This window comes from Nostoc sp. ATCC 53789 (assembly GCF_009873495.1).
Lineage (GTDB): Bacteria > Cyanobacteriota > Cyanobacteriia > Cyanobacteriales > Nostocaceae > Nostoc > Nostoc muscorum_A.
Map to the genome: position 1 here is coordinate 7,306,406 of NZ_CP046703.1, position 22,360 is coordinate 7,328,765.

The 22,360-nt window shown below is 42.3% G+C and carries 20 protein-coding genes; 8 read left to right on the forward strand and 12 right to left on the reverse strand.

What is annotated here, in order from left to right; translation table 11 throughout:
• Positions 1-323 precede the first annotated feature (323 nt).
• From GJB62_RS30060 to GJB62_RS30075, 4 genes are all read right to left on the reverse strand, one after another.
• Positions 324-1,070, reverse strand: a complete 747-nt coding sequence (locus GJB62_RS30060) for a Uma2 family endonuclease (RefSeq protein ID WP_114080335.1) — start codon at positions 1,068-1,070, stop codon at positions 324-326.
• Positions 1,071-1,248: 178 nt separating this feature from the next.
• Positions 1,249-1,419 (reverse strand): ssl1498 family light-harvesting-like protein, encoded by a 171-nt coding sequence (locus GJB62_RS30065; RefSeq protein WP_114080334.1) that lies wholly within the window; start codon positions 1,417-1,419, stop codon positions 1,249-1,251.
• A 511-nt stretch (positions 1,420-1,930) separates the two neighbouring features.
• The gene (locus GJB62_RS30070; RefSeq protein ID WP_114080333.1) at positions 1,931-2,977 is read right to left on the reverse strand and encodes a DUF1611 domain-containing protein; all 1,047 of its coding nucleotides are present in this window, start codon (positions 2,975-2,977) and stop codon (positions 1,931-1,933) included.
• Positions 2,961-4,013 (reverse strand): dipeptide epimerase, encoded by a 1,053-nt coding sequence (locus GJB62_RS30075; RefSeq protein WP_114080332.1) that lies wholly within the window; start codon positions 4,011-4,013, stop codon positions 2,961-2,963. Before GJB62_RS30075 ends, GJB62_RS30070 begins: the two co-directional genes overlap by 17 nt.
• A 138-nt stretch (positions 4,014-4,151) precedes the next feature.
• Between GJB62_RS30075 and GJB62_RS30080 the strand changes: the two genes are divergently transcribed.
• Positions 4,152-4,706: an NUDIX hydrolase gene (locus tag GJB62_RS30080; protein WP_114080331.1), complete on the forward strand. Its 555-nt coding sequence runs from the start codon at positions 4,152-4,154 to the stop codon at positions 4,704-4,706.
• Between the two features lie 47 nt (positions 4,707-4,753).
• On the opposite strand, the gene GJB62_RS30085 is transcribed toward GJB62_RS30080, so the two are convergent.
• Entirely contained in the window at positions 4,754-5,170 is a 417-nt protein-coding gene (locus GJB62_RS30085; RefSeq protein ID WP_114080330.1) for a hypothetical protein, read from the reverse strand.
• A gap of 45 nt (positions 5,171-5,215) precedes the next feature.
• On the opposite strand from GJB62_RS30085, the gene GJB62_RS30090 reads away from it, so the two are divergent.
• Together GJB62_RS30090 and GJB62_RS30095 are read left to right on the forward strand one after the other, a co-directional pair.
• Positions 5,216-5,545 (forward strand): flavoredoxin, encoded by a 330-nt coding sequence (locus GJB62_RS30090; RefSeq protein ID WP_114080329.1) that lies wholly within the window; start codon positions 5,216-5,218, stop codon positions 5,543-5,545.
• A 15-nt stretch (positions 5,546-5,560) separates the two neighbouring features.
• Positions 5,561-5,821 (forward strand): hypothetical protein, encoded by a 261-nt coding sequence (locus GJB62_RS30095; protein ID WP_114080328.1) that lies wholly within the window; start codon positions 5,561-5,563, stop codon positions 5,819-5,821.
• Between the two features lie 29 nt (positions 5,822-5,850).
• On the opposite strand, the gene GJB62_RS30100 is transcribed toward GJB62_RS30095, so the two are convergent.
• Positions 5,851-6,774 carry a nucleoside hydrolase gene (locus GJB62_RS30100; RefSeq protein WP_114080327.1) on the reverse strand — a complete coding sequence of 308 codons (924 nt, stop codon included), beginning with the start codon at positions 6,772-6,774 and terminating at the stop codon, positions 5,851-5,853.
• 16 nt (positions 6,775-6,790) lie between these two features.
• On the opposite strand from GJB62_RS30100, the gene GJB62_RS30105 reads away from it, so the two are divergent.
• Positions 6,791-7,222 (forward strand): nucleoside deaminase, encoded by a 432-nt coding sequence (locus tag GJB62_RS30105; RefSeq protein WP_114080326.1) that lies wholly within the window; start codon positions 6,791-6,793, stop codon positions 7,220-7,222.
• A gap of 152 nt (positions 7,223-7,374) precedes the next feature.
• Here GJB62_RS30105 and GJB62_RS30110 read toward each other — a convergent pair whose 3' ends face one another.
• Positions 7,375-8,499: a metallophosphoesterase gene (locus GJB62_RS30110; RefSeq protein WP_114080325.1), complete on the reverse strand. Its 1,125-nt coding sequence runs from the start codon at positions 8,497-8,499 to the stop codon at positions 7,375-7,377.
• Between the two features lie 591 nt (positions 8,500-9,090).
• Here GJB62_RS30110 and GJB62_RS30115 point away from each other — a divergent pair.
• Positions 9,091-9,963, forward strand: coding sequence for an S-methyl-5'-thioadenosine phosphorylase (locus tag GJB62_RS30115; protein ID WP_114080324.1), 873 nt, complete (start codon positions 9,091-9,093; stop codon positions 9,961-9,963).
• Between the two features lie 604 nt (positions 9,964-10,567).
• Here GJB62_RS30115 and GJB62_RS30120 read toward each other — a convergent pair.
• The 4 genes from GJB62_RS30120 to GJB62_RS30135 all read right to left on the reverse strand — a co-directional run bounded on the left by GJB62_RS30120 (position 10,568) and on the right by GJB62_RS30135 (position 17,453).
• A complete protein-coding gene (locus GJB62_RS30120; RefSeq protein ID WP_114080323.1) occupies positions 10,568-14,176 on the reverse strand; it encodes an AAA-like domain-containing protein in 3,609 nt (1,202 codons plus the stop codon).
• On the reverse strand, positions 14,169-15,704 hold the full coding sequence (locus tag GJB62_RS30125) for an AAA-like domain-containing protein (RefSeq protein ID WP_114080322.1): 1,536 nt from the start codon (positions 15,702-15,704) through the stop codon (positions 14,169-14,171). Before GJB62_RS30125 ends, GJB62_RS30120 begins: the two co-directional genes overlap by 8 nt.
• 488 nt (positions 15,705-16,192) lie before the next feature.
• Complete coding sequence (locus tag GJB62_RS30130) at positions 16,193-16,783, reverse strand: hypothetical protein (RefSeq protein ID WP_114080321.1); 591 nt, start codon at positions 16,781-16,783, stop codon at positions 16,193-16,195.
• A gap of 100 nt (positions 16,784-16,883) precedes the next feature.
• Positions 16,884-17,453 (reverse strand): DUF6658 family protein, encoded by a 570-nt coding sequence (locus tag GJB62_RS30135; RefSeq protein WP_114080320.1) that lies wholly within the window; start codon positions 17,451-17,453, stop codon positions 16,884-16,886.
• 341 nt (positions 17,454-17,794) lie between these two features.
• On the opposite strand from GJB62_RS30135, the gene GJB62_RS30140 reads away from it, so the two are divergent.
• On the forward strand, positions 17,795-18,712 hold the full coding sequence (locus tag GJB62_RS30140) for a lysylphosphatidylglycerol synthase domain-containing protein (RefSeq protein ID WP_114080319.1): 918 nt from the start codon (positions 17,795-17,797) through the stop codon (positions 18,710-18,712).
• A gap of 15 nt (positions 18,713-18,727) precedes the next feature.
• Here GJB62_RS30140 and GJB62_RS30145 read toward each other — a convergent pair whose 3' ends face one another.
• Entirely contained in the window at positions 18,728-20,044 is a 1,317-nt protein-coding gene (locus GJB62_RS30145; RefSeq protein ID WP_114080318.1) for a hypothetical protein, read from the reverse strand.
• 421 nt (positions 20,045-20,465) lie between these two features.
• Here GJB62_RS30145 and GJB62_RS30150 point away from each other — a divergent pair, with 421 nt between their 5' ends.
• Both GJB62_RS30150 and GJB62_RS30155 read left to right on the forward strand, forming a co-directional pair.
• Positions 20,466-21,050, forward strand: coding sequence for a Uma2 family endonuclease (locus GJB62_RS30150; RefSeq protein WP_114080317.1), 585 nt, complete (start codon positions 20,466-20,468; stop codon positions 21,048-21,050).
• Positions 21,051-22,127: 1,077 nt separating this feature from the next.
• Positions 22,128-22,340 carry an NAD(P)H-quinone oxidoreductase subunit L gene (locus GJB62_RS30155; protein ID WP_012412810.1) on the forward strand — a complete coding sequence of 71 codons (213 nt, stop codon included), beginning with the start codon at positions 22,128-22,130 and terminating at the stop codon, positions 22,338-22,340.
• Positions 22,341-22,360 lie beyond the last annotated feature (20 nt).

Here is a 22,360-nt window from a genome sequence, read left to right on the forward strand (position 1 = left end):
CGCATATAATGATGTATTTTTTGTGAGGCAGTATGCGGAACTGCGAACTGTTCGGTGATGCGGCGCAGCACTTATTTGCTTAAACTGAGTCACTCAAATACTTGAAAATTTTGCTTATAAGCTAATGAGCATTTAAGTTGCATAACACCAGGGCTGAAGCCCTTACTACAAGCGAATCAGTCTGGAAAAATGAATGACGATTAGCTTATATCAATACGGTTCATTTAAGGGCTACTGGCAAAAATTTTGGGGTTTTGAGACGCGATAAATCGCCGTCTCTACAAGTGTTTTGCTCATATCTGAACTGTATTGGCTTATATATGCTATTGCAGATTATTTGGGTCAATACCTTGAGATTGTAAATAGGCAATTAGCCGTTCTTTTTGCTGGCGTTCCTGTTCGGCACGCTGGCGTTCCTGTTCAATTTGTTCCACCGCCCAAAGCAACAAATTACCTGCCTCATCCCACCAGCGCAACCAGTAACCAGTTCTAGCTTCCTTTGTTCCTTGCCAAGTTCCCAGAAATAAACCCATTGAATCAATCCAATGACGACCATTTTCATTAGGTTGCTTTAACTCGTAGCGGCTGTTTTCGAGTTGGTAAAATTCTAACAAACCGCCATTTGGGTCAAAAATTACATAAATTGGAACTTGAAGAATCTGCTCATAAAAAAACCATTTTCCTGGTGGATAGGTTCGCTTAAAAGAGTATTCTCCGCCCTCAGTGTCAGAAAGAAATTCCATCACAATTGCCGGAATATCTCCATCTAAATTGGGTGTATAGCTTTTGCGTTCTCCTAAAACTTGATTTACCGATGGCACATAAACCCAGTCGGGTGCTTTAGCAACAAATTGCCCGTTTATCGTTGCACAAAGTCCAAAATTCGAGGCTATTAACATCTGCGGTTGGATGAAACCGTTTATCTCAAGGCTTTCGCGCAAAGCACCAGCTAATAGTGGCTGACCTGTATTTTCCACTGGTTCATCCTCTAGGTGAAAATCTGCGGGCAACGCTTCCCAAGATATTACCAGTTCTGTTGAAGATTTAGCTTCACCAAGTTGGGTTGTCATAAACACCCCTTTTATTGATTTGTCTTTATTTTATGAGCGATCGCATTTATTCTACAACGTCGTAGTTTGAGATGCGATTGCACAGCAGTAAAACACAAAAAACCCCGGCGAAACTAACCGGGGTAAGAGAGAGAGGTACGAATGACGATGAGATACAGCGATACCGAAATTGAAAATCTTAGCTAACGCTAAAACCAATTAAAACTAAAGTTGTAACAATTAAAGTAGCAAAAAGACTTTGTAAAACGTATTTACGTTGTTCCCAAATTGCTGGGTACTCGGCGTAGTAAACCTTGGGTTCAGCTGCGTAGTTATTGAGAATGCCGTCTTCATTTACAGTGGTGTACATATTTTTTTCTCTTCTTTTGTTTACTTATGTAACTAAATTTAACAGAATTGTTACGAAACGTCAAGAGGACTTGACAAAAAAGGGCTGATTATTTTAGTAAAAATAACTTATCAGGCATAGGGAACTGAGGTGAAGCTACCCCAGCCGCCGAAAATGCCATATATTACGCAATTTTTTAAATTGCAAAATCTAAAATCCAAAATTGTATAAAAATAGAACTTACGCAAAACTACACGCGGTAGGGGCAATTCATGAATTACCCCTACCGGAAAATAACGGTTTGGGCTATCTATTTTTGGCGTAAGTCCTGAAAGAGTAGAGACAATACGGTTCGGTTAAGGCAAGAGACGCGATAAATCGCTGTCTCTACAAAGGACTTACTTATTAGACATCTCCAGAAGTTAATTATGCGTTACCTGAAACCCTTTTAGAGACGTTGCATTGCAACGTCTGTTCATTTTCACCAGATATCTATTGTAAAGACGGCGATTTATCGCGTCTCTCTAACCATCTAATTCTTCATCACTGCATCCAAAAGCACATTGGCATCAAAGCGGACTACATCGGTGCAAGGTAGCCCGGTTTCTGCTGTTATTTGAGCGATACTTTCCTCAGCCGCAGCTTCATCTAAATGTGCTGTGTTAAGTGCTATACCCACTACAGGCACACTTGCAAAAGCGCCACCTGCACTAGCAACGGTTTCATAAAGACGAATTACCTCTAGTAAAGGTGGAATTATTACATGGGGATGATTGCGGACATGAACTTGTCCCGCCCGATGGACTAACACCAGTTGAGTTGGTTGGGAACCACGAATCAGGGGTAGAGTTGCCGTTGAACCAGGGTGTAGCAGTGAACCTTGTCCTTCAATGTGCAAGATGTCATAGTTTTTGCCGTAGCGCATCACTACTTGTTCCACAGCACCAGCAGCAAAATCTACCCGCACGGCATCTAAAGGCACACCATCTCCTTCTAACATCACCCCAGTTTGACCTGTAGCGAGAAATTTAGAACGCCAGCCCCGCAGTTTTGATGCCCAATGTAACTGTAGGCTAGTTGACATTTTACCGATCGCCATATCGGTTCCCACTGTCAACACCCGCCGACACGGAAGCGTGCGGGCTATTCCACTAGCCACACCTATATTAGGCGGCTCTTTGCGGACATCCCAAATTAGTTGCCCTGGTTTGAGCAGTGCATTTAAGTCGGGTATATTTGCCATTGGTGTATGCAAACCGTTCACCAAGGACATCCCAGCTTCTAAAGCATCTTTGATTTCTAACCAATAATCATCTGGGATAGCACCACCACTTGGGGCAATGCCTATTACCAAAACTTCTGGCTTGTACTCTAGGGCTGCGGCTACCGATGCCACAATTGGAACATTACGCTTGATACCTGTTAATTCTGTCAGAGATTTGCCAGCACATTCGCGATCGATGACGGCTACAATTGGTGCTTCGCTGTAACGTAAAATTGCGAGTCCTGTTTTGCCGTGAGCCCCAGTAGTTCCTTCATGTAATAAGATAGCTACTCGTTGATTAAGTGGTAGACGCACTGTGTTTTACCCCCAAACCTGGTAAATCGTTTAGCAAAACTCTACCTTCTTTTAGCAATGCACCTGTAAAAGGATCATCGATTAAGTTGAGGTGACTGTCTAAATCTAAATAATCAGCTAGTGGCGCTAGCTGTAATGCTGCTGTATTAGCTAGGGAAGTATCAGAATAGCAACCGAACATTACTTGCAACCGATATGCTCGCGCTGTATGTACCATTCGCATCGCTTCTGTTAGTCCCCCTGATTTCATCAGTTTGATATTAATACCATCCACGTAATTTGCCAAATCGGGAATATCAGAGCTTGTGAAGCAACTTTCATCGACAAAGATGGGCAAGGGAGAGTGTTCTTTGAGTTTTGCTAAACTTTTTTCCTGACCCCGTGGCAATGGCTGTTCTACATACTTTATACCCAATTCAGCTAGCCAATTGCACATTGCGATCGCATCTTCTAAACTCCAACCCCCGTTAGCATCAACAAAAAGCTCTGGTTCCGGTGCTTCTTCTCGCACCGCTAAGAGCATTTTTTTATCTGCATCTATGCCATCTGGACTGCCTAACTTCACCTTAAAAAGGCGGACATCGGTAAATTGTAACCAGTCTCGCGCTCTTGCGATCGCACCTTCAGGCGAATTAATCCCTATTGTGACTGAAGTTGGTACTATTTGATTGCGATCGAGTCCCCAAATTTGCCACAAAGGTAAACCTACACGCTTACCTAACCAGTCGTGCATTGCCATATCCAAGGCTGCTCTAGCAGCAGAAGGAAGATGGTTTTGTATTAAAATTTGCTCAATTTGCTGACGTTGTAAGGGGCTGAATGTTTGCAACAGTGGCACAACTTGCTCTAGAGCATTTTTGATTACATCAGTTGATTGCCGATGATTACCTACACCAAAGGGCGATGCTTCCCCCCAGCCTTCGATACCATCATCTGAAATTCTCACCCATACATTCGTTGTCTGTGCCGTTGTACCTCTACTAATGGTCAACGGAAATCTTTTATTTACTGTAAATAAATTTACATTTATTTGCATACTAATTCTGTATATTATGTTATTGCAAAAGCAAGTGTAAGTTCAAAGTTTAGATTATCGGATGTATCTGTTATACTTTTTTACATTCATTGCTTAGTACTAAAGTTTTTATACATAATTCTATTTTTTACTTGATTTATGAGCAACTTAAAAAAATGGAAGACTTTAAAATCAAAAATGGTTTTAGATAACCCCTGGTGTCAGGTGAGGCAAGATGAAATAGAATTGCCCAATGGCAAAATTATAGATGATTATTTTGTCAGTATTAAGCCTGACGTGGCGATGGTTTTACCTATCACTCCTAATAGAGAAATTATTTTTGTCCGTCAATACAGACACGCAGTAGGTGAATTTTTCATGGAACTGCCGGCAGGAAATTTTGACCCTACAAAAGAGAGTGCAGAAGTAGCAGCAATTAGAGAATTTACAGAAGAGACTGGTTATATTGCCCAAGAATTTAGAAAAATTGGAACTCTATACGATAAGCCGAGTAAAGATACCAATCAAATACATTTATTTTTAGCAGATAATGTGAGCAAAGTTGGAGAGCAACAACTAGATATTACAGAAGAAATTGAAGTAGTATTAATTCCTGTAGAATCAGTTTTAGATAAAATTGCCCAAGGTGAAATTTCTGTGGCAGGAACTGTTGCGGCTCTCTTCTTAGGTTTAAAGTTTATCACTTCTCAATAATCAATATAGCTTTTTTGGCTTTAACAAGAATAATGCTTGAGATAGGTTTAAACTTTGCACCATTTGGCATTGATACGCGATTTCCCTGGCACGATTTTTATAAGTCCTTTGTTCCGCAACCTATAAAAAATATTTTTTATTACTGTACCTGATTCGATACCAGTCATTTGTCGAGCAATACGATTATCTATTTCTTCATGATCTACAAGATAGTCCATGACTAGTTGCTCATACTGTGGATACATTTCATACATTGAGATTGTATTTTCTGAATCTGCGTCATTAATTCCAATTTTACGCCAAGCTGCATTACTTCTTGCTCTCCCAGGAACAGCCTCAATAAGTCCCCTATCTTTTAACCTAGAAAATGCTTGCTTGATAGTTCCTTCTGAACGAATTCCAGTTTCATTTCGAGCAATTTTATTAGTAATTTCTTTAAATTTGTAGCATACAATGCAATCCATGAAGTATCGGTCAAATTCTAATCTTTAATCAAAAACACTACACTTGTGACAATAATTCCAGATGAAGCATTGGTAGTTCGGGGAGGGCGTAATAGTCCAGAGGATATTCGACGTGGAATAGGTACTCATCCCAGTGGCATAACAGGAATTTCTGTGGAATGTGCAGTAGGATCGTCAGTAGCGGAGTTGGCATCGAGTATTCCTCATGGTCAGATTGGTGTAACAACAGTTGGCAAGGTTCGCCAAGCAGGTGGTGATGTAATCCGAACATCCGGTAGAAGTGCTAATCATGCAACATTAAGGGGTTTAAACCCGCAGCAAGTTAGTCAACTCCTTACACCTACTGTTCCAAATCCAGCAAAGCAGCAGTTATAGTTTGGATCACATAGAATGATTAACCCTAGAGTTTTTGCAGATTTTCATAATGCTGATGCTGAAGGGCGTTTGCGTTTGAACTGTATTGGTACAATCGAAGACTTAGCGAATCAAAGTATTGAGCTACGAGATGGGCAGTTACTCACGATATATAGCGAGGATTTGGAAGTTAATGGAGTGGTGCAGTTCTCCGAAGAGGAGAAGTTGTGGGTTGCTGCCATTGATTGGGATCGAATCACACAAGTTGAGAATTTTGTTGTGCAGGCACAAGTTTGAGTATCCACGCCACTTAATTTTTTAGGTTTTTATCTTGCCCATTGTTGCAAAATATAATCATAAAAAGCCTCTTTATCTACCTTATCCATCGCATAAATTTTCCGACCGCCAGGAACTACTTTAGTCCTTCCCTGACTGACTCCAGTGGTGATAATTTCTGTTTCCCATTCGCGCAATTGATAATATTCTGGGTGTCCTAGATAAGCTGTTGCCAGCACATCCCAAAAATAATAATCTTGGGGGATAACTAGCGCATAACATTGTCCTGCTAAATCAGAGATGGGATAGTGGCGTTGTCGTCCCATTTTGTATACTAACTCCGATGTAACTGGGACATTATTAGTTAAATCCAAAGGACACATAATAATTTCAATTTTGGTTTGCCATACCCGCGCTGCTGAAACCGCGTCCCAATAAACATTCCATTCGGCGGAACCATCTTGTCCAGGTTCTAGACTTTTTTCTACATTGCCACCAACATTCAAAGCACCTCCCATCCACACAATTTTGTGAATCTTGGCTTCAATATCCGGTGCTTTGTCTAAAGCTACTGCAACGGTGGTCAACGGCCCAGTTAGCATCAACGTTACGGGGTCTGATGCCTCACGCAGCACCTTAATCATGAAATCTTGACCTGTTTCGGCAACTAGAGGCGTAGTAATGGTTTCGCTTTGATTGAGAATGGGGAGATGGTCAACGATAAAGGAATCACGGCGATAGAGAGTAGGAAATGGATTGATGCCGCGCACAGTGCTTTCTGCTACCGAGATATGAGAAAATCCCATCAAATCGAGAATTTTACGTGTGGCGCTAACAGCAGGTTGAATGTAGCAATCTGCTGGAGTGACGACAACACCAAGGAGTTCAATATGATCCATCGTCAAAAGCAGCATAGTTGCCAGATAGTCATCTACACCGCCATCGTGATCCATTAATACAAGTTGTTTTGACATAAAAGGAGATATTAATATGGATGAGTTTATGGAAGCTGCGATTCAAGAAGCAAAACAAGGCAGACAAGAAGGTGGAATTCCTATTGGTTCAGTTCTCGTCAAGGATGGCAAAATTCTCGGCAGAGGACACAATAAACGTGTGCAAGACGGCGATCCTGTCACCCATGCGGAAATCGATTGTCTCCGCAATGCTGGGAGAGTTGGCAGCTACAGAGGTACTACACTCTATTCAACTTTAATGCCGTGTTACTTGTGCGCTGGGGCTGTGGTGCAATTTGGTATTAAAAAAGTCATCGTCGGAGAATCCCAAACTTTTCCTGGTGCTAAAGAATTTATGGTATCTCACGGTGTAGAGGTAATCGATCTTAATCTTGACGATTGCGAACAAATGATGAGTGAGTTTATTGAAACGAATCCCGAACTTTGGAATGAAGATATCGGTAATTAGAGACGCGTTAATCGCGTCTGTACAAGAGTTTGGAGTAGCCCGCGTCTTGGTATACTTTTGATAGGAGAATTATGGCAGGAGCGATCGCGTAACCGCCCCCCGGAGGCGATCGCAATCTAAAAAAATACAGCAGAATCAGCTACTCATCACCCCTAACGCAGCAAAAGTGTGCTGTTATTATCAATCAGTGTAAGAGTTCCACCAGTGGCCATGCCTGGGTTGGACTGTGCTGATGCACTATAAGTCTCAATATAGCGACGCACTTCTAATGGAAACTGGGGATAGTCTAATACTGCATCTCCATCGGCGATAGTTGCCCAGAAGTCTCGCAAACTAGGAGCTAATCTTTTCGCCTGTGATAGTGGTAAGTTTAATGGAGAGTGAGTTAGTAGCTTGACTAAGAAGGGAAAAGAGCGATCGCCCATCCATTGCCGCGATGAGTGTTGCAAATCGGGGAAATCAGGGACTGACTCTACCCGATGGGATACAATTTGCAACGATTCTTTACCTTGGTTATCTCGATGAAACTCTAGCACCCGATAAGGGTGAGGATAGCTGACTAAAGAACCAGTGGTAATATCATATACTCCATCTGAGTAAGCAATATCCTGAACGTGCAAGTGCCCCGTAAATACTAGCTTGACTCCGTAGCGCTTTAGCAATTGCAACAGTTCTGCTGAATTGGACAACATATAGCGATTTGCCAGTGGATGGTTCGCTTGATTGGGCAAATGTTCCACCACATTATGATGCACCATCACCAAAACTAATTCATCAACAGATGCCGCCAGTACCTCTTCTAACCACCGTAGCTGTTTGGCATCCAAACACCCCACTTGCTCACCCTGGTCATTAAAGAAGTTAGAATTCAGTCCAATCAGCTTAACTCCAGGGAGTAACTGACGAATGTAGTACATTTGCTGCGGATCTTCATAGCCAAACTTTGTGTAATAGTAGGGAAAATCCGCAAAAGCAATTGATTGTTGATCGGCCAACATCACAGGAACGTCATGATTACCAGGAACAACATAGACGGGAAAAGGTAGCTGGGTTAAACATTGTTGTAACCAGGCGTGGTTCTCTGGTTCGCCGTGCTGGGTTAAATCTCCTGGCAACAATAAGAAATCTAAATCGAGTTGTATTAAATGTTCCAGTACACTTTGAAACGCCGATATACTGACTTCTACCAGATGAAAACGGCTAGGATGATCCCAGATTGTGTGAGGAAGTGCCAGGTGTAAGTCGCTGACTACCGCAAAGCGAAAATTGAGAGTCATTGATTTATGAAAATGTTAAAAGCAGGGGTTAAAATAAGCCTTTTCCCAAAAGTATAACGCTTGCTTTGTTTCGCTGCTCAGGAGTGCATCTACTTAATATTTGTATACATTAAACATAGATTACACGCTATGGTGACAATTAATTTCGAGGCTGAATATAACCATTAATCTACAAAAACTATTGGAGATTTGATTTTAAAGATTTAATAATCAACGATTAAGTAACTGAGCGATCGCTTCTATCTGCACGCAAATAATTCAATATTGTTATACCGATTCTGTATAAAGATGCGCTAAACCATATTTAGGTATAAGAAAAAAAAACGAACCGCAAAGGACGCAAAGGACACGAAGAAAGAAGAAGTTAAAAGGGTTTGGCGCAACCTCATAAATAAATGGTATTAGCAGCACGAAATCCGTAAGCGTAGCCCTTCTCCTGTAGGAGACGCTGCGCGTAGCTTGCTTCCACGAAGTGGTACGGCTGCGCTCAGAAACCACTTGTCGTAGACATCGCTTTCTTTGTTGGCTTCTCTGCTACTCCCCTTTTCGGTAAAATAACTTAGCAGATCAGCAAGGAACAGGTTCAGAATCATGGCTCAAGCTAGTATTGGGATTATTGGTGGCAGTGGTCTGTATAAAATGGACGCGCTCAAAGATATCGAAGAGGTGCATATTCAAACCCCTTTTGGTTCACCATCTGATGCTTTGATTCTGGGAACATTGGATGGTACAAGGGTAGCTTTTTTAGCGCGTCATGGCCGCAATCACACGCTGTTACCCTCTGAGTTACCGTTTCGCGCTAATATCTACGCGATGAAGCAATTGGGTGTGGAGTATTTAATTTCAGCTAGTGCTGTGGGTTCCTTGAAGGAAGAGGCAAAACCACTGGATATGGTGGTACCAGATCAGTTTATTGACAGAACAAAAAATCGGATTTCAACGTTTTTTGGTGAGGGAATTGTGGCTCACATTGCCTTTGCCGATCCGATTTGTAAGAACTTAGCTGCTGTGTTGGCAGATGCGATCGCATCTCTCAATTTACCAGAAGTTACTCTCCATCGCGGCGGCACTTATGTATGCATGGAAGGGCCAGCTTTTTCCACTAAGGCGGAATCGAATCTTTACCGTAGTTGGGATGCAACAATCATTGGGATGACAAATTTACCAGAGGCGAAGTTGGCAAGGGAAGCAGAAATTGCTTATGCAACTTTAGCGCTGGTGACAGATTATGATTGTTGGCATCCAGACCATGACAGCGTGACGGTAGAATTGGTAATTGGCAATTTGCTGCGGAATGCTGTGAATGCTCAAAAAGTGATTCAAGAAACTGTGCGGCGCTTGAGTGAAAATCCCCCACCGAGTGAGGCGCATTCGGCGTTGCAGTATGCGATTTTGACTCAGTTGGATAAAGCACCAGCCGCGACGAAGGAAAAGTTAGGGTTATTGTTGCAGAAGTATTTGTAATATTGGTGGTGAATTAGCCATGTCTACGACGTATTTTCTCAGATTACATCAAGAGCTAATACTGTTCGGTTAAGGCAAGAGACACGATTTATCACCATCTCTACGAACGACTGATTATTGTAGAGACGGCGATTTATCGCGTCTTTGTGATGATTTATCACATCATTGCGATCTAAAATTTTTATTATTTTATTAAAAACCTTAACCGAACCATATTAGAGCAAAAGCGATCGCTACAACGGGTGGTTCCTGAGCGCAGCCTCTCCTAGAGAAGGGCTACGCCTACGCACCATCATATTCTTCGGTGACGTACCATTATTATAAAATCATATAAGTGATAACACGTAAACATATAAGCTTTCATCAACAAACTCATGCGTTTCATCAACAAACGCATGAGTTTCATTAACAAAGGCATGAATTTCGTTATGAAGCTTTGCTTGTTCGTGGTATCTAGCAGATTTATTCTAAGTTGGGGCTGCTCATTACAGAAATCTCTCCGCGTACCCCAATCAAAGACCTCTCCCTGGTTTTACTACACAAAACCGTCCCTCTCCGACTCGGAGAGAAACTTGAACTTTAGTTCAAGGCAGGGAGAGGTTTATCACCTGCCTGTGCCAATATCATCACATAAACGTTTATCGCTCTCACTAACATTGCGGTTATTGTGCAAATAATCGCGCACCCAAGCACAACCCTTAACCATTAAATCATCCAAATTGAGATTCCACAGCTTCACCGTCTTGTCTTCACTGGCAGAGGCAATAGTTTCACCATCGGGGCTAAATGCCACGCCCCAAACCGAACTGCTATGACCTTGGAGAGTTTGTAACAGTCCCCCATTGCGATTCCACAGCTTCACCGTCTTGTCATCACTTGCAGAGGCAATGGTTTGACCGTCGGGGCTAAATGCCACGCCCCAAACCGAACTGCTATGACCTTGTAGAGTATGTAACAGTTGCCCATTGCGATTCCACAGCTTCACCGTCTTGTCACTACTGGCAGAGGCAATGGTTTGACCGTCGGGGCTAAATGCCACGCCCCAAACCTCACTGCTATGACCTTGGAGAGTATGTAACAGTCGCCCATTACGATTCCACAGCTTCACCGTGTTGTCTTCACTAGCAGAGGCAATGGTTTGACCGTCGGGGCTAAATGCCACGCCCCAAACCGAATTGCTATGACCTTGGAGAGTATGTAACAGTCCCCCATTGCGATTCCACAGTTTCACCGTGTTGTCTGCACTGGCAGAGGCAATAGTTTCACCATCGGGGCTAAATGCCACGCCCCAAACCTCACTGCTATGACCTTGGAGAGTTTGTAACAGTTGCCCATTGCGATTCCACAGCTTCACCGTCTTGTCACTACTGGCAGAGGCAATGGTTTGACCGTCGGGGCTAAATACCACGCCCCAAACCTCACTGCTATGACCTTGGAGAGTATGTAACAGTTGCCCATTGCGATTCCACAGCTTCACCGTCTTGTCTGCACTAGCAGAGGCAATGGTTTGACCGTTGGGGCTAAATGCCACGCCCCAAACCGAATTGCTATGACCTTGGAGAGTTTGTGACAGTCCCCCATTGCGATTCCACAGTTTCACCGTCTTATCACTACTGGCAGAGGCAATGATTTCACCGTCGGGGCTGAATGCCACGCCTAAAACCTTATCGCTATGACCTTGAAGAGTTTGTAACAGTCGCCCGTTGCGATTCCACAGCTTCACCGTGTTGTCTTCACTAGCAGAGGCAATGGTTTGACCGTCGGGGCTAAATGCCACGCCCCAAACCTCACTGCTATGACCTTGGAGAGTATGTAACAGTCCCCCATTGCGATTCCACAGTTTCACCGTGTTGTCTGCACTAGCAGAGGCAATAGTTTCACCATCGGGGCTAAATGCCACGCCCCAAACCGAACTGCTATGACCTTGGAGAGTTTGTAACAGTCCCCCATTGCGATTCCACAGCTTCACCGTCTTGTCACTACTGGCAGAGGCAATGGTTTGACCGTCGGGGCTAAATGCCACGCCCCAAACCGAACTGCTATGACCTTGGAGAGTATGTAACAGTTGCCCATTGCGATTCCACAGCTTCACCGTCTTGTCTTCACTGGCAGAGGCAATAGTTTCACCATCGGGGCTAAATGCCACGCTATAAACCGAACTGCTATGACCTTGGAGAGTATGTAACAGTTGCCCATTACGATTCCACAGCTTCACCGTGTTGTCTTGACTGGCAGAGGCAATGGTTTCACCGTTGGGGCTAAATGTCACGCCCCAAACTTTATCGCTATGACCTTGGAGAGTATGTAACAGTCCCCCATTGCGATTCCACAGCTTCACCGTGTTGTCTTGACTGGCAGAGGCAATAGTTTCACCGTCGGGGCTAAATGCCACGCTAATAACCGAACTGCTATGACCTTCTAGGCGGTTACGTTCCTTGACTCCATAAACTACCTGCTGGAGTGTGGCTACTGCCAAAACGCGGGTATCTACTTCTACACTTTTATCTGTTTTTTTGAGTCGTTTTGCTACCTTCAAGCCAGCTACTAAAGCATCAAGTTCTAAATTTGATGCCATCAGATTTTGTGATTTGAGGCTATCGGCGAGAATTTCGGCATTTATCCGACGTTTATCCGCATCTGCTTTAGCGGCAGTTGCTTCTTGTTCTTTTACCTTTGCAAAATCTCGTTGCTTTTCAGCGTCTGTCTGTCTGTCCTTAGCTAATTGTTCAGCAGTTTTTGTTTTATTAAGTGCATTTGCTAACTTTATTCCCCTTTCTTCAGCTAATTGTTGTGCAGACTTTGCTTGCTTTTCTCCTTTTTTAGCTCTTTCACTCTCCTGATTAGCAATGCGTTTTTGCCTTTCTGCCTCGCGGCTTTGTTCCTCTGCTTTTTTCTGCTGTGTTCGCGCATTTCTAGCCTGGCGCTTTGCGTTATTGCGTTGAGTTTCTGCTTCTAGACGCTGTTGTTCTTCTCTATCACGGGCATTTTGGACAATCAGACGTTGGTCATTCACATACACAGCTACTCCCGTCATTAAAAACGAAAATATTACCAACACAACAACGTAAGGCAGTGCTGGTTTAAGCTGTTCCCATCTATCCCGCAAGTTAAACGGCAAATGTTTGTTAATCCATTTGTAATCAAAGACTTGCCGATAGATTTGATTCCGCACCCGCAAAACATTATTTTCCCGCCGCACCAACCCCGATAGCTTCAAGTGAGATTTAGCTAAAGACTGTTCCTCATCAACAACCGCCCGCTTACCCCGGCGAATTTCACGGTAAATAGTCAAAACCTCCGGGTCTGGTGAGCGTTTAGTCAGCATATCCCGCACAAACTGCAAATTATTGTCTTGCTCACTCATGGCACCAAAAAATGTGCTGCTAACTATTTTGTCTACATCCCTATTCTCCAAAGACGCGATGAATCGCGTCTCTACAAAGGGCTTCCGACTCTCGGCTAATAAGGCACCACAGAGACGCTGCGTTAAATATGGGTGTCCCCCCGTCCACTTCAACACCTGGACTAATAACTGCTTGGCCTCATCGCTGGGTAATCCCAATCCCTCAGCGAAGGGTAAGGCTTCCTCAAAGGTAAAATCAGTTAAATCCACACGCTGTCCGATATTAAACGGCGTGCGCTTGGCATCACGGATTAAATCGCCGGGAGTCGCTACCCCCATTAAGACAAAAGAGAGACGGTGAAATTCAGGATTAGTCGCACGGGCAACGTAGAGATAGCGAATTGCTGTATAAAAATCATCGGTAAAATCTAAGCTGAGGGTGGAATCAATTTCATCCACAAAAATCACCACCCGTTCTTCAACCTCAACCAGTAAAACCTGCTCAAAAAACAGCGTTAGCCGTTGCGATACTCCTAAATGCTCGTGTTGTTGCCACCAACTCATTACATCTGTATCAAACATGAGTTGGTCATCTAGCTTAACCAAAAAGCCAAAATACCACTGTTCTAATGTTACTTGTGCCCCCAATTCTTGAAGGTCAACAATTACCGAGCGAATTCCCTCGTCTGTTAATGTTTCTGCTGTGCGTACCATCAGGCTAGACTTACCCATTTGGCGCGGCGTAAGAACATAGGCGAATATTGCCGACCGACATAAACCGAGTAATTCCTCATCAGCTTGACGAGGAATGTAAATGCCACCACCAGCCTGTACAGTCCCCCCCACAGTGTAAATGGTTGGATTAGCCACGAAGATGCTCCCGGAAATAATCGGTGTAAAGTTGACAACGGGGAAACACTACACGCCCTTCCCGGCGCACTAAACCCGCACCCCGCAAGCGAAAAAAGATGCGCTCATCTACACAGGTGTTCTGGCGAATTACTTGGAACATACCCTGAACTAACTCCTGTTTGTTATGCAATCGAAAGAGGTGGTTACGCAGATGATTGCCAAAGGGGCCATTATCTGCGATCGCACTGGCAAATAATTCGGTAGGATAGAAGCGATCGCTAGCAACTGAGTAAAGTGCAAGTCTTACTAAGTAAGGATGTCCACCTAACAACGCCATTAATTGCTTTTCTTCGCTAGCGTTGAAGGGTGAACCATGACGGCGGTTTAAATCAGCAACCTGTGCTGCTGTAAAATCTTCTAAATCAATTACTAGCCCAACATTAAAGGGGGATTGGTTGAGATTATCAATTAGCTGGTAGGGTTCGGTGGAAGTAACCAGCGCTAAATCCAGTTGCTTCCAGATGGGATTAGTGGCGCGGCTATTGTGCCAGCTTCGCAGCATTCCAAAAAAATCAGAGCGAAAATCTGTATCAAAAACCCTTTCAACTTCATCCATCGCTAAGACAATGGGGTTGCCAAACTCCTTAAGCAAATAGCGCCCAACATAGCGAGTGCAACGCTGACTATTGCCCAAAGGCATATTCCAATACTCATCAACTTTGTCAATCATTTCCAGTTCATCGGTTAACCAAGTACAGAACTGGCGAAAGAAAAGATCAGCATTAATTAAGGCGGCTTTATCAAACAATTGGAAATCCAGCAAAGCAACCCGCTTACCTGCATTCACAGCAGTATTAATTGTGCGGATTAACAGGGAACTTTTGCCCATTTGCCGGGGGCCTTTAATTGTAATTGTCACACCCTGCCGCTCAATAGTCTCTAAGGTAAGTGCATCAGATGAGCGTTCCACGTAAAAAGCGGATTGCGATTCCATTGTCCCTTCCGGCATTTCCAGCGATACAGGTTGTGCTGAAGGAAAGGGATGGGGTAGGAGTGACGGCTGACTTATCTGGAGTAAATCTGCTTTCGATTTTTCTTCACTGATAGCCAATGCACCGCCAGAGACAGCCTGTAACAATTCTGCAATTAGTCGTGGCGTATCTTCTTCATCTTTCCAGAACGCCCAATTAATCCCATTTAAGTAAGCACTCAAGGGATACAGGAACGGTTCTTGATACGCCAGACGCACCGGGAGAATTATCGGTCGTCCTGACTGTGATTTTGCCAAGTGGTGTGCTGTCTCTATTTCTGCCACCACCATCTCGCTGCTAGTTGACAAAGCAGAAAGGAAAGTAATCAAAAAATCAGCTTGGCGGATTTCTGCTTCAATACATTCAGCCCAGCGTGTACCAACAGACATGGTTTGGTCGATAAAGACTTTGTGCTGCTGCGATAGTGCCTGGAAGACTTGCACCGCTACTGGTTCATCGGGGCTAGCATTACGCTTGTAGCTGATGAAGATGCGTTTAGCCTGTGAGTTTAACATTACTATTAACCTTGTCTTCCTTCAGCTTTTTAAGTGGAAAAGCTTATCTAATTGCGTGTTGATTTTGTACAGAAGTTGGGTAATTCTGTGCTTCGTCATCCAAGGGCATTTTTTCCCTATTTTGAGGATTAGCTGAACAAATTAGTATTTTATTCACAGCGCTATCAATTAGTTACACTCTACTACAGCGCAGTTGCAGGTAATTACCGACAGCACAAAAAAATTGCTCACGGAGCTAAAAGACTCGTTAACGGAGCTAAAAGACTCATTAGATGAAAAATAATGTAAAGACGTAGCAGTGCTACGTCTCTACAAGGATTTTAGATAATGCATATTTAATTTCTAGAGATATATATTAATAAAGTTTAAGGGAATTAAACCCCATCTCAAACCAAAACAAAGCCTGCATAGACAGGCTTTGTTTTATTAGCACCAGACTATAAGTCTGTGGGCGCTTTCAAATTTTTACAAGAATTAAATGACTAATTTCAATCAACCGCTCTCTTGACTGCATTGCCTGCATCATCAGCTGTACGCCGAACATTTCTACCAGCATCCTCAGCCCCACGCTGAACATTTGTTGTCACATCTTCGGCAGCATTCTGGGTATTTCCCTTAAGGTTTTCAATTCCTCGCTGAGTTCCCTTAACAACACCTTTGCGAACTTCTTCAGCTGAACTGCCGATATCTTCACCCAAGTTCTTCACTCTTTCACCAAGGGGTGTACCTTGTTTGTAATTTTCACCATACTGCCTTGGGCTGTCAACTGATTTCTGGTCAATATTTCTTTGAGCATTTTTGGCCAGTGCATCGGCTCTGTCATTAGCTGCCTTTTCATCTCTCGCTCTGGGATCTACATCACTAAAGTTATTCATCCCACCAGCAGGAGAATTCAGAGGATAATCTTTTGTAGGATCGTATCGTTCAATATTAGGTGCTTGAGCGCCAGGTTGTGGTGGCTGTGTTGCTATTCCTGGGGCACCACAAGCTTGTGTCAGAAAGAAGAATGTCCCTGCCAAAAAAACTGTTAAAACTTTTAAGGGACGAATGCTTTTGAGCCAATTCATTGCTTTTTTCATAGTGCTAAACTCCTTGCATTTTTGTGACTAAGTTAAACTTCAACCAAGATGGCATTTGGAATAAATTTTGCATCCCAAACATTCAGACAAAATAAGGATTCTATCTACTTACTGCTGGATTTCTTTGTAATTCAGGTCTGCGACTTGCTTCATCTGCCTTATTTTTCAAAAAGCCGGAAGCTTCTTCAACAGTCTCTTTTACAGTCTCAAGCCGATCTTGAACCCGATCCCCAACTTTTGGTTCATTCTGAATTAAACCACCGGGTTCAGGCTGGCGGAAGTCTTTATCTGTGATGAGTGGCAACTCTGCTTCTTTATTGATTCGACCTGCTGGTGTCTCAGCACCAGGATAAAGTATCTTAGATTCTCTATCTGCTGTAGCAATCAAAAATTCCAAACTTGGTTGTAAGCTAGCTTGGTCACGTCCCTGATTAGCTTTTGGGTTTGCTATTTTCGGATCGGTAGACATTCTGTAGTTGCCATACTTGTCTCCACCATTCTTATAAGGATTGTTTGCTCCACCAGCTTGCACAGCAGGGTTTTGTGGATTTGCACCTTGAGCATTTGCCCCACTACAAGCAGTGCTAACTATCAACAATAGTCCAGCTAAAAAGATAGTTAATATCTGGCGCAATCTTATTTGTTTCAAGAATACTCTCACAGCGTTCATGTAGCCCTCCTTACTGAAATATTAATAAGTTAAGTGTTTGCTGAATCATTGAATTGGTCAGCAAGTTATTGTGCTTGTTTTGGTTCGCTCAGTTTCGATAACCTCTATCAAGGATATGAATAATAAAAGGCTCTTTACCTCTAGCGCAGGCTACATTTTAATTAGTACATGAATAATATTTTTATCTAACTCTAGAGAGATATAAAATAAAGTAATATACTTTTCGTAAAAAGCACTATATCAAGCTGTTTTATACTTCAAAAGCTTTGAATAGGTAGCTGATGTACTGCAATCGTAGAGGCATTGGCCCCTTGTTGCTCAACCGTTAAATTACTAAATTCATGAAGCAATTTTTACGCTGGATAATTTTGGGCGGAACGCTGTTTTTTTTAGCAAAAGCCTTGAAAGATAATTGGATTGGAGTGACTGCTATCCGCATTGATGGGGTAGGATGGGCAATTATAGCGATCGCTACAGGCGTAACTTTACTAGCGCATACTTGGGCAGGCTGGATTTGGACTTGGATTCTGCAAGAGTTAAATCAACCTGTATCATCTCCCCAATTTATCCAAGTTTACCTAAAAACAAACATTGCTAAGTATTTACCAGGTAATATCTGGCATCACTACGGGCGAATTGTCGCCGCCAAAAAAGCCAATGTTTCTGCTGGTGCAGCTACCTTAAGCGTTTTGCTAGAACCCCTACTCATGCTAGCGGCTGCTTTAATCATCATTGTCTTATGCAGTAGCCAATTTGCGGCAGCTAATACTACCCTTGCTATTCAAGTACTACAATTATTGAGTTTAGCTCTAGTTCTTTGTGCAATTCATCCCCGGTTTTTAAACCCAGTTATTCGCTTTTTGTACAGATTGAAAGCAAAAAAGTCTGCTGCTACAACTCAACAAACTGTTCCCTTCAGTCTTAAAAGCTACCCCTTACGCCCTTTATTAGGAGAGTTGGGCTTTATGGGACTACGCGCCACTGGGTTTATATTAACTATGTCCGCGCTGGGTTCGTTGAACGTAAATCAAATTCCTTTGTTGCTAGGGGCTTTTAGTTGCGCTTGGCTGTTAGGTTTTGTGATTCCGGGTGCGCCTGGTGGATTAGGTGTATTTGAGGCGACTGCATATCAACTTTTGCAACATCACTTTCCAGCGGCCCTAGTATTCAGTGCGATCGCTCTATATCGCCTCATTAGTATTTTAGCTGAAACTGCGGGCGCTACCCTCGCTTACTTAGACGAACGCCTTCCTAAATAATAAATTAGGCAAAACTCATTTGGGTCTATCTACTTTCATCTGTGAAAACACACGATAACCATCCAGATTCAACTGTGGATTACTGCTTTGTTCTTCCATCTTAATCAAGTTATATTCTACGTTTTCTGCATAAATTGCAAACGTGATATTAAAAATCTCCATAAAATTGATTACACCTTTACATTCATCTTCAGAATAGTTTTCGTAAAAACGAATCAGATGAGCAATCCGAGTTTCTAAATGACGACGGGAATTATTACAAATTAGAATTATTTTCAAAAGGATAATTACCAATGTTAGAGCATGACCTTGACTAATTAATAAGATAAATAATGACGAAGGTTCTTTGCTGTTTTCTATTGTCAAGTAATCAATTACTCGATTACAAGTTCTCAAAAACAATTCTTTAGTAATAACTTCCTGATTATAATCCTTCTTCCATGATGATAAAACATCTATAAACTGCTGCTTCCAAGCCTCAACTGATTCTTGTTTACCTACAGAAAGAAATAGATATTTTTCGAGATTAACTTTAAATTGTTCTAGAGTTTGATTTTGAGTTTGTTTGAGAAATATATGAGCAATATTCTCATGACTAAAAACCCCTCTTTTTAAAACAATTGCTTTAATTAAACGTAGAGCCTGGTCTCCCAAAACACTAGGATTTTTATAGCGTGCTGTGCTTGAAACGGTAGATTGAGAACGAGCAATATACATTGCCAGTTCAAACTTAAATTTTTCTTTTATCTGTTTAGAAAGCTTTCTAGCAGCCTCTTGCTGCTCTATGGGATTATTTTTATTAACAGATTGATCGATTAATAAATAAGAACTATAGCGATTAGCCCAATGACCTTTAGATGATTCATCATATTTATCAGCAAACAATTTCAATTCTTGGTAGTCTTTGCTGTTGACAAAATTCTCTAACCAAGTCTTACAAATCTTTACTACTGGATCGTTATTGTCTTTGATCTTGAGATTTTCGTTAACAAATAAATTAACTAATTCTTGGATATATTTATCTTTTCGATTAGTCTTCCAATTATTAACTATAATGTAGCAACACCGCTTGAGTGTATTACATAGTTCTTGCTCATTATCATCTAAAAAAATACTGTATATCCCAGGAATATAATCTGACTCTTCTAAATCAAGACCGTCTATAAATAAACCTTTGAATTCTCGCAAAACATCATCTGGTGACAGTTTTTTGACAATTTCCACGAAGAAGCTATAAACCTCTTCTTGTGCAATTTGCACATTTATCTGGCTAGAGTTAGATGTAACACTATGGGGATTTTCCTGACTAATTGATAAACTATTAGCGTTCATTCCAGTTATCAGGACAAAAAGGCTTCCTGTTCATATTATTACCAGCTTAACCTTGGTGAACACTAGCATCAATCTATTCTTCTGAAATTCAGCGATCTTTTTACACAAATTTGATAAAATCCGACCATAAATAAAGTATTAAATCCAAATTGTTTAATACTTCATCAAAAACCCCAGTGAAATTACTTAGTCTCAATAATTGTAAGAGTATCCCTTGGACGGCAAACTACTTTACAGCCAAGCATTATATGAACTTTACTATGAAGATTATGAGATCCGACTACAAACCTTCCTTGATGAACAAGTATTGTTAGACGAAGAGTAGGGCATTACGGATAAATCTATTTGTGTAAAATAAAGTGCAGCAGGGATTTTTCTATATGAAAGTGTGCGAGTCATCCAATCCAGGAGTTTCCCCACAATGATCGCAGCCAAAGGCAACGCCCCCCACCTCACCCCAGACGAGTACTTTGCCTGGGAAGCAACCCAACTGGAAAAGCACGAGTATATCAACGGCGAAGTTTACGCCATGACTGGCGGCAGCGTCAATCACGGTCGTATCGCCATCCGCTTCACCGCCATGTTCGACAGCCACTTAGAAAATACAGGTTGCATCACCGGAAATTCTGATGTCAAAGTCAATATCTTTGGCAGTAATAACTATACCTACCCAGATGCCACCGTTACCTGCGACGATCGCGATAAAACCACAACTCAATATATTACCTACCCCTGCCTCATTGTCGAAGTCCTTTCCGCCAGCACCGAAGCCTACGACAGAGGCGGCAAATTCCGAATGTACCGCCAAAACCCAGTCTTAATCGATTACCTACTAGTCAGTTCCACCAGCATCGAAATCGACCTGTATCACAAAAACGATGCAGGCGACTGGTTGATTATCAACTACAAAGCAGGCGACGCAATCGAACTCAAAAGCATTAACCTCAATTTCTCTATTGAACAAGTCTATCGCGGTTTAACCTTTGAACCAGGGAATGGGAAATAGAATAAAAGCATTCCCATTACCCATTCCCTTCTACCTATTGCCCAATATGCTAACCCTAGAAATAGCCATTCAAAAAATCCAAGTAAAACAAGCTAGCTGTTAGGCAAGTTCACACTGAAGGTATTTATCCTAGTGAGGTAGCTATTTCAAGGCTATTGGCTAAACCAGGATGTTTTCGCAATAAAAATTTCGCGCTGCTTTAAGGGCAGCGCGAAGAGAAATTTGTTTGGAACCATAACCTTGCCACTCTTTATTGGAAGCATAAGCTTACCGTTGCGGCAAAGTTATGGGTAAAGTCACAAGAAAAGCTTTTTGGCATTTTCAATTTTTAGTGGGGGTGGAGGGACTTGAACCCACACGACCTATTACGGTCAACGGATTTTCATCCTCCCGCAGTTTTCACTGCTACCTGATGGCAATAGCCAAATCAGGTTTTGAGAATTGGACTCTCCCTTTACCCTCGACTTTACGTTAGGGTAGCTCCCGTCGGGTCTCTGCACCTTCCCTCAATTTTGGGTTTTGGATTTTGGATTGAAAATTAATCCCAAATCTAAAATCGCAAATCTAAAATTTTCGGGCTTGGCTCAGGATTGCCATGTCTGTCACCAGATTTAGGTTTCCCTGAGTTTGAGAGCTTCCACTTGAGGGATTTCTCCTTCAAGGCTCAGTTATCTAAGTCCGTAGCGTCTACCATTCCGCCACACCCCCGCAGGTGTTTGGTAATTAACTAGATATAAACCTAGTTATTTTTGGAGGCAGCAAATACCGCCTTATCTATTCCACCATCAATTGTGTCTTTTGTCCAACTAGATTGAAAATATTTTTTCTAGATTGTGCGATCGCTTCCCAAATCGGAAGTTTTATTCGTAATCAACCTAGATGAGTTTCTCATCTCGTGTGACTAAAGCATTTGTTTGCTAGTAGATTTACGATAATAGCACAAAATTAGCTTTTATCAATCAATTTGGATTAAAAAAGGAATTATGGCGTAATGATATTGAAAGCATCATGATTATACTTCCCTCAGTTTGGCTCTTCAGCCTATGATGGAAAACAGATGCTTAGACCAAAAAAGTTATGATTGTCGCCCTGCTATATCTGATTTTGGCTGGAGCTTACCTTCTGGTAATCCCCATTGCTGTATTGTTCTACTTGAAGCAGCGTTGGTATGTAGCTAGCTCCATCGAGCGTTTGTTGATGTACTTTTTGGTGTTTTTCTTTTTTCCAGGTTTGTTGGTTCTATCGCCGTTTGCAAATTTCCGACCCCAACGGCGACAAGTTCAAGTTTAACGAGAATTGGTAGGTCATAA

Bases quoted from the DNA above. Each gene is read 5' to 3' on its own strand.
- GJB62_RS30060 (WP_114080335.1), bottom strand. From the start codon at position 1,070: ATGACAACCCAACTTGGTGAAGCTAAATCTTCAACAGAACTGGTAATA.
- GJB62_RS30065 (WP_114080334.1), bottom strand. From the start codon at position 1,419: ATGTACACCACTGTAAATGAAGACGGCATTCTCAATAACTACGCAGCT.
- GJB62_RS30075 (WP_114080332.1), bottom strand. From the start codon at position 4,013: ATGCAAATAAATGTAAATTTATTTACAGTAAATAAAAGATTTCCGTTG.
- GJB62_RS30080 (WP_114080331.1), top strand. From the start codon at position 4,152: ATGAGCAACTTAAAAAAATGGAAGACTTTAAAATCAAAAATGGTTTTA.
- GJB62_RS30085 (WP_114080330.1), bottom strand. From the start codon at position 5,170: ATGGATTGCATTGTATGCTACAAATTTAAAGAAATTACTAATAAAATT.
- GJB62_RS30095 (WP_114080328.1), top strand. From the start codon at position 5,561: ATGATTAACCCTAGAGTTTTTGCAGATTTTCATAATGCTGATGCTGAA.
- GJB62_RS30100 (WP_114080327.1), bottom strand. From the start codon at position 6,774: ATGTCAAAACAACTTGTATTAATGGATCACGATGGCGGTGTAGATGAC.
- GJB62_RS30105 (WP_114080326.1), top strand. From the start codon at position 6,791: ATGGATGAGTTTATGGAAGCTGCGATTCAAGAAGCAAAACAAGGCAGA.
- GJB62_RS30110 (WP_114080325.1), bottom strand. From the start codon at position 8,499: ATGACTCTCAATTTTCGCTTTGCGGTAGTCAGCGACTTACACCTGGCA.
- GJB62_RS30115 (WP_114080324.1), top strand. From the start codon at position 9,091: ATGGCTCAAGCTAGTATTGGGATTATTGGTGGCAGTGGTCTGTATAAA.
- GJB62_RS30125 (WP_114080322.1), bottom strand. From the start codon at position 15,704: ATGTTAAACTCACAGGCTAAACGCATCTTCATCAGCTACAAGCGTAAT.
- GJB62_RS30130 (WP_114080321.1), bottom strand. From the start codon at position 16,783: ATGAAAAAAGCAATGAATTGGCTCAAAAGCATTCGTCCCTTAAAAGTT.
- GJB62_RS30135 (WP_114080320.1), bottom strand. From the start codon at position 17,453: ATGAACGCTGTGAGAGTATTCTTGAAACAAATAAGATTGCGCCAGATA.
- GJB62_RS30140 (WP_114080319.1), top strand. From the start codon at position 17,795: ATGAAGCAATTTTTACGCTGGATAATTTTGGGCGGAACGCTGTTTTTT.
- GJB62_RS30145 (WP_114080318.1), bottom strand. From the start codon at position 20,044: ATGAACGCTAATAGTTTATCAATTAGTCAGGAAAATCCCCATAGTGTT.
- GJB62_RS30150 (WP_114080317.1), top strand. From the start codon at position 20,466: ATGATCGCAGCCAAAGGCAACGCCCCCCACCTCACCCCAGACGAGTAC.
- GJB62_RS30155 (WP_012412810.1), top strand. From the start codon at position 22,128: ATGATTGTCGCCCTGCTATATCTGATTTTGGCTGGAGCTTACCTTCTG.